A 13,263-nucleotide genomic window follows, 5' to 3' on the forward strand; every position below is an offset into this window, starting at 1 on the left:
GACGATACCTGACAGTGGCAAAAAGCACTATAAAGACACACAATACCATTGCTTTCCGGGAGAAATATATGTATCCCGGAAAGCAATTGGACCAACTACTAAAGCCGGGCTTTGGCAAGTTCTTCATCGCACCCGTAGAAGACATGATCCGCCAGATCAAACTGCCCGTGCCACCTACCCGCGCCACCGGACACTCCATCCTTTATCTTACAGCAGGCGAAGCCATCATGACGATTGGCAGTGAGACCTATACCATCTACAAAAACGAATGCCTCATCGTACCTGCCGGACAGGTCTACTCTTTCACCAACCTCGATATCAACAAAGGATTTCTCTGCCATTTCCAGAACGATATGATCAGTAGCAAATTCGGCAGACCGGAATTACTCAAAGACTTCGACTTCCTGCACGTATGGAGCAATCCACGCATTGCGCTGGATAAACAAACAGCAGGCTTTGTAACCACACTCTTTAAAAGGCTGCTACTCGATTATACCACCAATGGCCTCAGCAATCCAGATATTATACAACCCTATTTCATTGCCCTGCTGAGTGAGCTGAATAAAGCCAGTCAACCCACTACAGATAATGCAGCCAGCAATGCCGCCATCATCACCAAACAATTTAAGCAGCAGCTCTACACGCATATAAAGACCATCCACCTCGTATCGGATTATGCGGCTCGTCTGAACATTACGCCCAACCACCTCAATAAATCAGTGAAGGCCATCACCGGCAAATCGCCCGGCAAATGGATCGATGAAACCATTGTACTGGAGGCTAAAGTACTGCTGTATCAAAGCGACCTCTCCGTTAACCAGATAGCTGCCGAACTGGGCTTCGATGACCAATCCTATTTCACACGCCTCTTTAAAAAGTACGAACATATCACCCCACTGGTATTTCGTAAAAAGATTGAAAAGTCCTAAAAACACCATCTTACGTCCTAATCCTCCTCACCACTGCTGAAGAACTTTGCTTCCCGAAACACAAAGTAAAACAGCATGTATTCCGTTCTCCTTTTCTTACATTCTCTTTTCCGCTGGCTGGTACTCATCACATTGCTCTATACATTGTACCGGGCCTGGACAGGTTACAGAAACAATAAACCTTTTACAAAATCCGACAACGCCTTCAGGCATTGGACAGCTACCATTGCCCATATCCAATTGATGATTGGCTTTACGCTATACCTCAAGAGTCCATTGATCAAAAGCCTGTTTGCCCGCTTTAAAGGAGGTGTGCGTCATCCCGAAATGGCCTTCTTTGGCATTGCTCATATAGCACTGATGCTCGTAGCTATTGTGATCATCACCATCGGGTCGGCCATGGCCAAACGGAAAGCAACCGACCGGGAAAAGTTCCTCACTATCCTCCGGTATTATTCGTTAGCCCTGTTACTCATTTTCCTCGCCATACCGTGGCCCTTCTCGCCATTTTCGGGAAGGCCATATATCAGAACACTATAGCCATGAAACAATTATTAAATACAAAAACAGGACGCCTGCGCATCCTTGGCCTCCTCGAAGGAATTTCGCTATTAGTATTGATAGGAATTGCCGTACCCGCAAAGTACCTGTATAACAATCCCGCATGGGTAAAGACAATAGGACCAATACATGGACTACTGTTCCTGCTATTTATATTCAACGCACTAAGCGTGGGTGTTGAACAACGCTGGCAATTCAAAACAACTACCTGGAAAGTGTTGGTAGCCTGCATGATTCCCTTTGGCACTTTTTACATCGACCGGAAAATACTCAGTAAAATAAAACCGACAGACTGATCGTCTGCATCACTCACCGCTTGTGGGGATGCCCGACAATTATTCAAAAACGTTATCTTCATCCGGCACAATCTCTGTATGCAGATAACGGTTCATATCATCGACACATTTACTACGTTGCCTTTCCGTGGCAGCCCTACAGCCGTATGCTGGTGCCATGGATGGATAACTCCAGCGACTATGCAATCTGTGGCCCGGGAATTAAACTTTCCCGTGACCGCCTTTATGGGAGCAGTCAACTCTGCCAGTGAATTTGCCATCAGTTATTATACACCGGTCACAAAAATAGATACCTGTGGCCACGCTACCCTGGCCGCAGCGAGGCTCCTTTTTGATATGTTTGAAAAAAACGATGTCACTTTTTATCTCTCCAGAGAGATCAAGGTTAACGCACGCCTCGAAGAAGATGCCATCATCATGGCTTATCCACGGTATCAATTAGAAGCAGTTTCCGTAAATAGCGCATTGCTAAGCAGCTTATCGATCACTAACATTCTATCAGCAGGTTTCTGTAAAGAATTGGACACGCTGTTCATTGAACTGGAAAGCCCGGAAGTATTAAGAAGCATACAGCCCGATTATGCACAAATGGTAGCAAGCGCACCGGATATAAAAGAAGTGGTGACCACATCGGTTTCAGACACTGACAAATACGATTTCTTACTTCGCTCCTTTTGCCCCTGGATCGGCATTGATGAAGACCCGGTTACCGGCTCCGTACATTCAGCACTCGCCCCATTCTGGCAACAGAAACTGCACAAACAGCAACTAACCGCTTACCAATGCTCTGAACGTGGTGGAGAAGTATTCCTTACAGTATTCGATTCTACAGTAGAACTGGGAGGAAAAACAGTTACCTTGCTAAAAGGAGAAATGACTGTTCCCCATGAAGCACCCGAATAGCCTGATAACCATATTGATCATCTGTCTGTATGCCTGCAAAGGCACACAACAGGGAGAAATGATTTCCGTCGCTTCATCCACAAACAGTTATCAGCTTGTACAGGCATGGCCTTCCCTCCCTGCAGACTACATTCTGGGTAACCCTGTTGGCATTGGCATCGACACTGCACAAAACATAGTTGTCTTTCACCGCGCAGACAGAGAATGGCCGTTGCTGGGATCAATGCCAACCTCCTTCATTACTAAGAAAACCATTATCGTACTGGATAAGCAAACCGGTAAATTATTGCACAGTTGGGGCGACAGTCTTTTCATCATGCCACATGGACTGACGGTAGATCATCAAAACAACATTTGGGTTACCGACGTAGGGCTGCACCAGGTATTCAAGTTCACTCATGAAGGCCAGCTACTCCTGAAACTGGGTATTGCCCAAAGGCCCGGCAATGACTCCCTGCACTTTAACCGGCCTACGGATATAGCCGTAGCGCCGGATGGCTCCTTCTACGTGAGTGACGGCTATCGCAACAGCCGCGTGGTAAAATTCAATGCAGCCGGGCAATACCTCTTTGAATGGGGCAAAGCAGGCAATGGCCCGGGAGAGTTTGATATTCCTCATGCCATCGATCTCGACAACAAGGGCCATGTATATGTAGCAGACAGGGAGAACAGCCGCGTGCAGGTCTTCGATAGTACCGGCAAGTTCATTGTACAATATGATAACCACAAAGGCGGGAAAGTATATTCGGTAACGGTGGACAAAATCAATGAACAGCTGATAGCAGCCGACTACATCACCAATTATGTCACGCCAAAGGGATCAGATATTATATTAATTGATTCGACCGGCAACCGCCTGCAGCAGTTTGGCAGAAGCGGCCATTACACCGGACCTGTTACCCGGCTTCATGATATAGCCATCGACAAAGAAGGGAATATTTATGCGTGTGATATTCTCAAGAATCGTATACAGAAGTTTACAACAGTTTCCGCATCCGCTCAGGCGAATCGCCATACCACTTCCGGAAAGAATGAATAAAAGAAGCCGGCTCGGCATAGCCTAAGATATCGGCAATGCCTGCAATGGTATACCGGTCGTGACGCAGGAGGAAAGAGCATAGTTGTTTCTTGATATCTTCCAGTAACTCCCGGAAAGTAACCCCTTCAGCACCCAGCCGCCTTTGTAACGTGCGGGGAGTAAGGTGCAACGCACCGGACACAGCTTGAATATCTGGCAACTGCGGGTCTGACATGGACAGCAGTGTTTCCTTTACTTTAGCTGCAAAGCTGTCATCTGTTTTTAATTGTTCTATCTGCTTCAGGTATTCAGGCACCAGCACATCAACATGCAGGTGACTTTTATTGCGCAAAGCAGCTTTCAGTATTACCGGTTCAAACCGCACCATAAATGAATCACCCGATTGCCAGTCGGCAGGATAATTTTCATCGTAAAACGGAGATTTTATCCAAAGAGCAACATCATCACCGGCCATCATCTTCACCTCCCGCCCTACTACAGCCAATGTATATTCCAATAGGATGCGGTTGATAGCATCCTCTTTCTTGTCGATAGAAAACGTGATCGTTACATGATCATCCGTAATAGCTATCTCCGCTTTGATCAGCGGCATGGCAGCCGCCAGGTAAGATTGAAGGTAATGCAGCGCCTCCTGTATAGTAGTGGCTTGTAAAGAAAGTCTGAAAATAAGTCCCAGCAACTTCATGGAAATAAACTGGCCACACTGAATGCCCCAGGCTTTATCCTTGAAGTGGTTATCGATGAACGCGAGCACCCCATACATATCTTCCACGTTCACTACAGCCGTTTCGTCCAGTGAACTGCCTGCCGCCCATTTACTCAATTCGCCCTCGTTGCCTTGCTGCCTCAATGCCTCATTGCCTCCAATCAACTCTGCCATCGCAGACCAGGCAATGCCCCTTACCCGGGCATAATCCATAAAGTGATAGAGATGTAAAGCGAGAACGTTCATTTTGTCGCAATTTATCAATTCCCCGCCGGTTGGCCAATCTACATTTGTGTCATACAAAACAATTAAAACAATTAATATGCTAAAAAATGTATTGTTCATCAACGCACTTACTTCAGGCGCTACAGGAATGCTGCTTGCTATTTTTCCGGGTATGATGGCCAACCTCTGTGGAGCTACCGAAGCATGGCCCTTTATGGTAGCCGGTATTTTCCTGGTTGCCTTTGCAGCACTGGTATTTTTACAAAGCCGTAAACAGGTGCCTCAGAAAGGATGGGTTAAATTCATTATTGCGCTGGATATCGTATGGGTCATTGAAAGCCTCATCATCGTAGTACCACAATTATTTGGACTGTCTTTCATGGGATACTTGCTGATCGGGGCTGTAGCTGGATGGGTAGGCTTAATGGCATTCCTCCAGTCGAAGGGGTTAAAACAGTACCTGGCAGCGCGGTAATAGCCATGAAAACCATGATGCCCGGGTGGCAGGGATACGCCCCTGTTCAACCCGGGTATCTTTATTGTAAAGATGTGATCCTGGCAATTGTTTTGCGGATATACTCCTCTTTTTTATCCTTATTATAGCCCTTCGATACATACCTGATCATTCCTTTTTTATCAATGATCATTTCAAAAGGAAAACTCTTTATCTGTAGCTGCTTAATCAGCAGGGCTGCGCTATCATAATATTGCTTTTCCGTTTTGGAAACCCGGTAATGAAAATCAGCGACATCATCTATCTTCCCATTATCGATATAAATGATCTCCACATCACTGTCTTTCATCATGGCATCGATTTCCTGCAAAGCAGGATGCTTCGCCCGGCAAGGAGGGCAGCGATAGAAATAAAACTCCAGCAGATATATTTTACCAACAGGAAAGGGATCGGTTACATTACCGGTGGCAGTTTGTAAACTGACACCACTCAGAAAATCATGAATAGACTTATCCCCCAACGCAGGCATTGGGGAGCTTTTGGGAGAGGGAGGTGGCGTAGCGACCGTATAAATAGAACGCAGGCGTATGTACCCGAAAGCAATAATTAATAATAAAAAGATAACCCATCCCGCCCGACCAGCCTTTGACCAGCGGCTTTTCTGTGGAGGTTTCATAATCAGATAAGGTTAAAGTTTACAGATCTAAAAATACGTAAACAATCCGGCTCCCCGGGATGTTATCCTTTACTGTTTTGTAAAACATTCAATTATGGAAGCACAAACATCAACGAAACCGACTGCAGAAAAAGAACTCTTCATTAAAATGGTCATTTCCAACTGGGAATTGCAGAATGCCCGTGTAACTAAACTCATCAACAAACTGACAGACGAAGAATTGGCTACACCCACAGCGCCCGGAAGAAACAATGGCGTTTGGGTACTGGGCCACCTGATAGCAGTAAATGATGGTATGATACCATTGCTGGGATTGGGAGAAAAACTGTTTCCAGAGCTGGAAGCGCCTTTTGTGGGAGAAGCCAATAAACCTGGCGTAGAAACACCTCCTATCGCTACGCTGAAAGAAAACTGGGCGCAGCTCAATGCAAAGCTCACCCAATATTTTACAGAGCTGCCTGCTGAAGAATGGTTCACCCGCCACAACTCTATTTCACCCGAAGACTTTGCCAAAGAACCACACAGGAACAAACTGAATATCCTGATCAACAGGACCAATCACCAGTCTTATCACCTGGGACAATTGATCTATCTCGATAAAAAATAGTAACCATTACCATCAAACCTTTCTGAGCCCGGCCTTTGTGCCGGGCTTTTGTCAATAGTTCACAGTGGCCTCATTGGCATGGATAGCCGGGCTTTTGTCTCCATGTGTTTCCAACCTTATTCCTTCTTTTACTTTAGATAATTTAATATATCCATTGACCAGTACCCCAAAAACAATCAAACAGAATAAACCTATACCAATACCGAATAACCTGGCGCGGATTTTAAACTCCTCAGCTTTCTGCGTCAGATGCATCTTAACAAGCTGAAAACCTTGCCTGGAAGTCAGGTCCGGTATTTTATAAGGAGGAAATACTTCAGCCAGCGCTGCTGCCAGAGCTGCTTTGCCGGACGTATCGGCCTGGGATATAATCTGACCGATGTTCTTTCGCTTTGTCTTAGTCTGGTTCGAAAAATATGCAAACACGAGTGCTGCAACAAATGCCAGCAAACCAATTACTGTCTCAACTTTATAGTAAGAAGAAATAAATGTATACAAGTCCATAGCAGTTAATTTTGAGGTAGTTAATTAATAAGTCCATCTTTACGCAGCAATTCAAGCATATCAGGATCATTCCTTTTCAAAGCATACGCCTTCAGTGCTTTTATAATTTCCTGTTCGCCTGCTGAATTACCAGTGCTGGTAAGGCACTTTCCCATATTGCGATAATTATGAGCAAGTATACTGGCGCGTAAGTCATCCTTTAATTCAATCAGTATTTTACTGATACTATCTACATTTATCGGAAGTTCCTGTGGAGCAATTAATCTTATACTTTGTTTCAAATAAAAAAGTGCAGTATCCCATTGTTGACGTTCCTTACATAAAATACCGATTCTTCCATAGGTAAAAAGTGCAGTAGTAGTGTCAGTACCAGCAAGCGCATAGCTGATACTTTCCCTGTATATACTCAAAACATCATTAACATTGGCAGGCTTTCCCCAATTAAGACCTTTGTACAATAAGGCAGTAGCAATATTGTTAAAGACCACCTTGGAAGTATTATGCGAGCTATCAAAAAAGGTAAGCATCATTGTCCCGGATTGTCTTAATAACCTCAAACATATCTCCAATGAATCAACATGTTGTGGTTGCTGGGAATTATTAAAGCAATCCTTGAACCACTCCAACCGGGCCGATCCAAGGTTATTCAATGCCAAAGCCATCAGGACATGATCATTTTTATAATACTCTTTATAAATATTCCTTGCCCGCTCATGACAAGCAATAGCTTGCATAAACTCTTTTTTCTTTGTATGTAGTTCGCCAAGATTACCCAATATGATGGCCAGTTCTGCATGCATACCATCGCTGAAAATAGCACTATCTATTTTCCAGGCTTTTACATAATACACTTCAGCAGAATCGTAATACTCCTGCACCAGACTATCATCTCCCTTCCGAACGAAGGCTACACCCAGGTTAATAAAGCCAGAAGCAATTGTTACGCTTTGGGCATCGAAAATACCGGCATTGATCTGGTGAGCCATTTTAAAAAAATAAATAGCAGAATCAAACTTTTTCAATGCTAAATGATTACTGGCAATACCACTATAAGCTTCGGCAGTTAAGGGATTATTTAAACCTGCAGGATTCTTTCCTTTTGGCAAACCAAGCCTAAAAAAGTTTAGAGAAGATTCATACATTCCTTTAGTATGATATAATGATCCCAACGTTATAGGTACGTTGGCCGAAGGCAATAGCAGGGAAACAGAATCTTTATTGATCAGGTCTGCAAGCTTTTGCGCCTCCTGATGAGCTTTGCCAAACTGCCCCAATTCTATACGATAATTCGTCACTGCGTCAAAAAAGTAACTGGCACTGATTGAAGTATACTGTTTGCTATATTGCATACACCAACGTGCAGAATCAAAATTCCTGAGCGCATCATTAAACCGACCTATTCGCTGGTAGGTTTTTCCTGTACCGATATACGCGTAGAACAAAGTATCAGGCAACATCTTACCCGGCGCAACACACAACCTTTTCACCTCTCCATAGTAGTAAAGACAATCATCGAGTTTACCCCGCTTCCTGAGATTTTCGGCATAGGCCAACTGATAAGTACAGTTCGTTGCCCCATTATAGGCAGCATCCTTAAAATACTGCGCCGCTTCAGCATAATTAAAAGACAACTCGTAAAACACACCTAATATATAAGCATAAGAGGCCTGCAATTCTTTTCTTTTGCCGTATTCCTCCTTCATTACCGTTACATATTCGTCAATACCAGCCCCATTTTTCATGATACCCTCCCAAACAATGGAAGCTGCTTTTGATATCTTAGTGTGGGCGTAAAGCTCCTTTAAAGCACCCGAAAGCTGACTGGACTTCCATTTAACTTCTTCACGCATAATCCTTTCATTGCTTTCATACTTCATCAGCATTGTGCATATTTCCTTAAACAGGCCATACGGTATTCCGTACTCAATCCCCACATCCCCGTAAGAAAATACAGCCGGGCTATTATCTCCCGTTGTTTGGATGTTTATCCAGGTGAGTGCGCTTCTTATCTGGTAATCGTCGCAGGTAAAACTTTCCTTATTCTTTAAATAGCTACGAATCAACCCTGCAATCGAATCATTGATCGATTTGGGTGACATTTTTTTATTATCGAATAAAGAGAGAAGTTTTTTTATGACAGGTGCATTGATACCATAATTAACGTGGGCTTTTCGGGCAATGATAGCAGGGCTTTTATCTCCTGTAGTTGTAAGAGTTACTTTCGTAGACTGCGAATAACCAATATGGCTACCCAAAACAGCAATCACCAATAAGCAGGTAATGGTTTTACTTACCATAGAAATAGGTTTATTTAATGATACAATATTCCAACGCCTATTTTACTTAGAACGGCTTGCGATGAATGATCAACTACTGCGTTTCTATGTTAGACTAACAACCATTTGTTAAAAATGTTGGGAAGCACTAATTGGACTAAGAACAGTTGGACTTTAAAGTCATACTATTGAATTCGTAGAGCATGCCCTGGCTGCATTAAACAGCTATCATTGCATAAATTATATAACAATAAAAATATTAAGCAATGAATCCTAACAAAGCATTGTGGGAGAAGGGTGATTTCACGAAGATCGCAGACAGTATGCGGAATAGCGGTACCGCACTCGTTGCCCAGCTGGGCATTACAAAAGGAATGGAAGTATTGGACCTTGGTTGCGGAGACGGCACCACTGCTATTCCCGCGGCCAAGCTGGGAGCCCATGTGCTGGGCGTCGACATAGCCAGCAATCTCGTCATAGCAGGCAATCGCAGAGCACAGTCAGAAGGACTTACGAATTGCACCTTCCAGGAAGGAGATGCAACTGATCTGCATGAATTGGGCGATCAACGCTTCGACCTCCTGGTTACCATGTTTGGCGCCATGTTCGCACCAAAGCCGATGGATGTAGCCAAAGAACTGGTGCGGGTTACCCGTCCTGGCGGAAGGATCGTAATGGGCAACTGGATCCCGGGAGACCCCACCCTCGTGGCACAGATATTAAAAATAAGCTCCTCTTACACACCGCCACCACCCGAAGGTTTTATCAGTCCAATGTTGTGGGGCAAGGAAGATCATGTTACCGAACGCTTTGCTGCTGCCGGGGTAGCCAAAGAAGACATATCATTTGTCAGGGACACTTTCAGTTTCGAAATTCCTGGTGCGCCCTCCGTATTGCTGGGAACATTCAAGCAATATTATGGCCCCACGATGAATGCATTCGAAGCAGCTGAAAAAAATGGTAAGGCAGCAGAGCTGCAGCGGGAGTTGGAAGACTTGTTCAACAAACAAAATAAAAGTGGCAACGGCACGACATTCATCCCGGCTACTTTCTTAAAAGTTACAGTTACGCGCAGATAAGCCATATTAGCTTATTTTTAGGGAAACCAAGCAGCTTATGAGTCAATCCGCTACCGGACTGAAAAAAGTCATACGTCCTATCCATCTTTGGGCCATCGCCGTAGGCCTCGTGATCTCGGGTGAATACTTCGGCTGGAACTATGGATGGGGCGTAGCCGGAACGGTTGGGTTTCTGCTTGCCACTCTCATCATCACTGTACTGTACATCACTTTTATTTTCAGCTTTACCGAACTCACTACTTCCATACCGCATGCAGGCGGCCCCTTTGCCTATTCCTACAAAGCATTCGGACCACTGGGTGCGCTTGTCGCCGGATATGCTACACTCGCTGAGTTTCTGCTGGCAACACCGGCTATTGCTTTTGCGCTGGGCAACTATATACATTTTCTTTATCCTTCGCTGCCGGTATTGTGGACAGCCGTCGGCTGTTATGTAATATTCACTGCCATCAATCTGCTGGGCATTAAAGAGTCGGCAGTATTTACACTCATTGTAACATTACTGGCAGTTGGAGAATTGCTGATCTACATAGGCATCGTAGCCCCTTCGTTCAGCGCCAGCAACTTTTTCCATAATAGCATGCCTGCCGGATGGGGTGGCGTATTTGCGGCACTGCCTTTCGCCATGTGGTTATACGTGTGCATCGAAGGTGTGGCAATGGTGGCCGAAGAAGTAAAAGATCCGGCGCGCACCATACCTATCGGATACATCACCGGCATTCTCACCCTGATGTTATTGGCCATCGCCGTGATGGTATTCACTGGTGGTATTACCGACTGGCAACGGCTGACAGCTATCGATTATCCGCTGCCGGAATCCATTGGCATCGTGTTGGGAAAAGACAACAGCATCACAAGGTTGTTTGCCGGCATCGGTTTGTTCGGACTTATCGCTTCCTTCCACAGTATCATCATTGGTTATTCGCGCCAGATGTTCGCATTAGCCCGTAGCGGCTACCTGCCCGGTATATTATCAGGGGTGAATAAAAAATTCCAGACGCCACACTGGTCGCTTATTGCAGGCGGCTTGTTTGGCGTTGTGGCATTGGCACTGGGTAAAACTGATCAGCTGGTTATTCTTTCTGTGCTTGGCGCCGTAGTTATGTACATCATGAGCATGATCAGCTTTTTTGTACTGCGCAAAAAAGAACCACAGCTACAGCGGCCTTTTAAAGTACCGCTCTACCCCTGGTTCCCGGCCATCGCGCTGGTATTATCAGTAGTGGCATTAATAGCGATCATGTACTACAACCGCTGGCTCAGCCTCCTGTTCTTTGGCGGACTGGCCATCGTGATGCTCATCTTTGTTGCCATGGGCAAGCACAAACAGATGGAAGCTACTGCGTAAAGTATCTACTCGCTCGCCGCCGGATTCTTACTGCACGCTCTTCTCAAAGAAATCTCCTTTGTTCCAGGTCGGCCTCGCAGTAGTCTGTGCTATTGAATAACTGATGAGGAAATTCAGCTGTACATACTTACGTCCGGCAGTGAAGTCAAATCCATTGGTGATCTCGTCAGAAGGTTTGTGGTAATTAGCATCGCGCCACTCTTTCGTAAACTTCACCAGATCGAAAGCAGGATCGGCGGTCTTGATACCATATTTGATATGGAGTGCAGGAATGCCCTGCCATACGAAGCTGTATTGATCACTGCGAACGAAACGTACTTCCTCTGGCATCGGGTCTTTTTGCATTTCGACACCCAATTCTTTACAGGCGAAAGCTACATTCTTTTCCAGGCTCGAATGCTCAGCCCCCAGTGGCGCTACCGATAGCAGTGGCGCAATCAGCGTAGGCATATCAGTGTTTACGTCGGCTACAATTTGCGTTTTCGGAACAGTAGGATTCGCCGCAAAGTAAGCCGATCCCAACAGGCCCATTTCTTCCGCTGTTACCATCACGATCAATATCGACCGGCGCGGTTTGGCAGGCAGGCGCTTATACGTACGGGCAATCTCCAGCAGTGAAGCCACACCAGATGCATTGTCATGCGCTCCGTTATAAATAGAGTCACCTTTCACCGGTGTGCCAATGCCCACGTGATCCAGGTGGGCCGTGTGCACCACATACTCATTTTTCAATTGCGCATCGCTGCCTTCTATTTTACCTATTACATTATAACTTTCAATATCGTTGTAGATGCTCTTGTATTGAAAAGAAGCACTGAGCGGCAATACCACCGAAGCAGGCTTGCCCTGTTCAAGACTGGTCAGCACCTGCTTCAGGTTTTTACCCGACTGCATAAACAAGCGCTGCAGTACAGATTGCGATATGCGGGCCATCACCAGTAATTTTTTATAAGTCGTGCGGCTGTAAGCCGTTGTTTTGGCAGGGTCCATCGCCATTGTTATGCTGGGATTACTTGCCGGCAAAGATGGCTGTACCATAATGACACCTTTAGCGCCTTTTGCAAGAGCGATGGCTATTTTAGAACCGGGGTTGGCAAAGTGCGCACTCAGCGTAGAAGGCAGGTTGAGCGAAGCAGGCGCACTCATCAGCATCACGACGATCTTACCTTTTACATCCAGTCCCTGGTAATCGGAATACTTTCCGGGAATATCCAGCCCATAACCAACAAACACCAGTGAACCTTCGGCGCTAACAGCCGCTTCTGTGCCATGCGGGAGCACCGCAATATCTTTTCCGCTGACGAGGCTATCAAAATTACCGGCACCATCTTTCAAAACAGCGATGACCGATTTAGCATCTGTACTCGCCCTGCGCAATACCAGCTTTTGCAGATAGGTGCTGTTATCGCCACCTGGCGCCACACCTGCTTGCTTAAACTGTTCGGTAACATAATCAACCGCAGTCTGGTAACCGGGCTGGCCGGGTTGGCGGCCTTTCAACCGGTCATCGGCCAGGTAAGTAATATCTCTTTTGATATTATTGGAATCTACCTGCTGCAGTACCTGCTTTACTTTTTTGTTAAGCGTAATATCCTGCGCCTGCAATAGCAGCACGCCCATACAAAGCAGTCCGATGAGTGAAAATGCACGATTTTTCATC

14 protein-coding genes are annotated in these 13,263 nt (G+C 45.5%); 9 read left to right on the forward strand and 5 right to left on the reverse strand.

All coding sequences use genetic code 11. The features are described 5' to 3' along the window. Positions 1–14 precede the first annotated feature (14 nt). The 5 genes from AC5JBY_RS19405 (at position 15) to AC5JBY_RS19425 (ending at position 3,728) form a co-directional block, all read left to right on the forward strand. Complete coding sequence (locus AC5JBY_RS19405) at positions 15–929, forward strand: helix-turn-helix domain-containing protein (protein ID WP_495906299.1); 915 nt, start codon at positions 15–17, stop codon at positions 927–929. 75 nt (positions 930–1,004) lie between these two features. After that, positions 1,005–1,469, forward strand: a complete 465-nt coding sequence (locus AC5JBY_RS19410) for a hypothetical protein (protein WP_495906300.1) — start codon at positions 1,005–1,007, stop codon at positions 1,467–1,469. A 2-nt stretch (positions 1,470–1,471) separates the two neighbouring features. Further along, positions 1,472–1,786: a DUF3817 domain-containing protein gene (locus AC5JBY_RS19415; protein WP_495906301.1), complete on the forward strand. Its 315-nt coding sequence runs from the start codon at positions 1,472–1,474 to the stop codon at positions 1,784–1,786. A gap of 78 nt (positions 1,787–1,864) precedes the next feature. Beyond that, entirely contained in the window at positions 1,865–2,689 is an 825-nt protein-coding gene (locus AC5JBY_RS19420) for a PhzF family phenazine biosynthesis protein (protein WP_495906302.1), read from the forward strand. Continuing rightward, positions 2,673–3,728 carry a peptidyl-alpha-hydroxyglycine alpha-amidating lyase family protein gene (locus AC5JBY_RS19425; protein ID WP_495906303.1) on the forward strand — a complete coding sequence of 352 codons (1,056 nt, stop codon included), beginning with the start codon at positions 2,673–2,675 and terminating at the stop codon, positions 3,726–3,728. Before AC5JBY_RS19420 ends, AC5JBY_RS19425 begins: the two co-directional genes overlap by 17 nt. Here AC5JBY_RS19425 and AC5JBY_RS19430 read toward each other — a convergent pair. Continuing rightward, positions 3,667–4,680, reverse strand: coding sequence for a helix-turn-helix transcriptional regulator (locus tag AC5JBY_RS19430; protein ID WP_495906304.1), 1,014 nt, complete (start codon positions 4,678–4,680; stop codon positions 3,667–3,669). The genes AC5JBY_RS19425 and AC5JBY_RS19430 overlap by 62 nt on opposite strands. 76 nt (positions 4,681–4,756) lie before the next feature. Between AC5JBY_RS19430 and AC5JBY_RS19435 the strand changes: the two genes are divergently transcribed. Next, a complete protein-coding gene (locus AC5JBY_RS19435; RefSeq protein ID WP_495906305.1) occupies positions 4,757–5,134 on the forward strand; it encodes a hypothetical protein in 378 nt (125 codons plus the stop codon). Positions 5,135–5,195: 61 nt separating this feature from the next. Here the strand turns inward: AC5JBY_RS19435 and AC5JBY_RS19440 are convergent, their stop codons facing one another. Beyond that, positions 5,196–5,789, reverse strand: a complete 594-nt coding sequence (locus AC5JBY_RS19440) for a TlpA family protein disulfide reductase (RefSeq protein WP_495906306.1) — start codon at positions 5,787–5,789, stop codon at positions 5,196–5,198. 94 nt (positions 5,790–5,883) lie between these two features. On the opposite strand from AC5JBY_RS19440, the gene AC5JBY_RS19445 reads away from it, so the two are divergent. Then, positions 5,884–6,396, forward strand: a complete 513-nt coding sequence (locus tag AC5JBY_RS19445; RefSeq protein ID WP_495906307.1) for a DinB family protein — start codon at positions 5,884–5,886, stop codon at positions 6,394–6,396. A gap of 51 nt (positions 6,397–6,447) precedes the next feature. Here the strand turns inward: AC5JBY_RS19445 and AC5JBY_RS19450 are convergent, their stop codons facing one another. Then, positions 6,448–6,894 (reverse strand): hypothetical protein, encoded by a 447-nt coding sequence (locus AC5JBY_RS19450; protein ID WP_495906308.1) that lies wholly within the window; start codon positions 6,892–6,894, stop codon positions 6,448–6,450. Positions 6,895–6,920: 26 nt separating this feature from the next. Then, a complete protein-coding gene (locus AC5JBY_RS19455) occupies positions 6,921–9,197 on the reverse strand; it encodes a tetratricopeptide repeat protein (protein ID WP_495906309.1) in 2,277 nt (758 codons plus the stop codon). Positions 9,198–9,442: 245 nt separating this feature from the next. Between AC5JBY_RS19455 and AC5JBY_RS19460 the strand changes: the two genes are divergently transcribed. Together AC5JBY_RS19460 and eat are read left to right on the forward strand one after the other, a co-directional pair. Next, entirely contained in the window at positions 9,443–10,255 is an 813-nt protein-coding gene (locus tag AC5JBY_RS19460; RefSeq protein WP_495906310.1) for a class I SAM-dependent methyltransferase, read from the forward strand. Positions 10,256–10,292: 37 nt separating this feature from the next. After that, entirely contained in the window at positions 10,293–11,603 is a 1,311-nt protein-coding gene (gene eat, locus AC5JBY_RS19465; RefSeq protein WP_495906311.1) for an ethanolamine permease, read from the forward strand. A gap of 27 nt (positions 11,604–11,630) precedes the next feature. On the opposite strand, the gene AC5JBY_RS19470 is transcribed toward eat, so the two are convergent. Then, complete coding sequence (locus tag AC5JBY_RS19470; protein WP_495906312.1) at positions 11,631–13,262, reverse strand: M28 family peptidase; 1,632 nt, start codon at positions 13,260–13,262, stop codon at positions 11,631–11,633. Between the last annotated feature and the right edge of the window lies 1 nt (position 13,263).

The sequence above is a fragment of the Paraflavitalea sp. genome, assembly GCF_059502485.1.

Bases quoted from the DNA above. Each gene is read 5' to 3' on its own strand.
- AC5JBY_RS19415 (WP_495906301.1), top strand. From the start codon at position 1,472: ATGAAACAATTATTAAATACAAAAACAGGACGCCTGCGCATCCTTGGC.
- AC5JBY_RS19420 (WP_495906302.1), top strand. From the start codon at position 1,865: ATGCAGATAACGGTTCATATCATCGACACATTTACTACGTTGCCTTTC.
- AC5JBY_RS19410 (WP_495906300.1), top strand. From the start codon at position 1,005: ATGTATTCCGTTCTCCTTTTCTTACATTCTCTTTTCCGCTGGCTGGTA.
- AC5JBY_RS19460 (WP_495906310.1), top strand. From the start codon at position 9,443: ATGAATCCTAACAAAGCATTGTGGGAGAAGGGTGATTTCACGAAGATC.
- AC5JBY_RS19445 (WP_495906307.1), top strand. From the start codon at position 5,884: ATGGAAGCACAAACATCAACGAAACCGACTGCAGAAAAAGAACTCTTC.
- AC5JBY_RS19425 (WP_495906303.1), top strand. From the start codon at position 2,673: ATGAAGCACCCGAATAGCCTGATAACCATATTGATCATCTGTCTGTAT.
- AC5JBY_RS19470 (WP_495906312.1), bottom strand. From the start codon at position 13,262: ATGAAAAATCGTGCATTTTCACTCATCGGACTGCTTTGTATGGGCGTG.
- AC5JBY_RS19430 (WP_495906304.1), bottom strand. From the start codon at position 4,680: ATGAACGTTCTCGCTTTACATCTCTATCACTTTATGGATTATGCCCGG.
- eat (WP_495906311.1), top strand. From the start codon at position 10,293: ATGAGTCAATCCGCTACCGGACTGAAAAAAGTCATACGTCCTATCCAT.
- AC5JBY_RS19440 (WP_495906306.1), bottom strand. From the start codon at position 5,789: ATGAAACCTCCACAGAAAAGCCGCTGGTCAAAGGCTGGTCGGGCGGGA.
- AC5JBY_RS19455 (WP_495906309.1), bottom strand. From the start codon at position 9,197: ATGGTAAGTAAAACCATTACCTGCTTATTGGTGATTGCTGTTTTGGGT.
- AC5JBY_RS19435 (WP_495906305.1), top strand. From the start codon at position 4,757: ATGCTAAAAAATGTATTGTTCATCAACGCACTTACTTCAGGCGCTACA.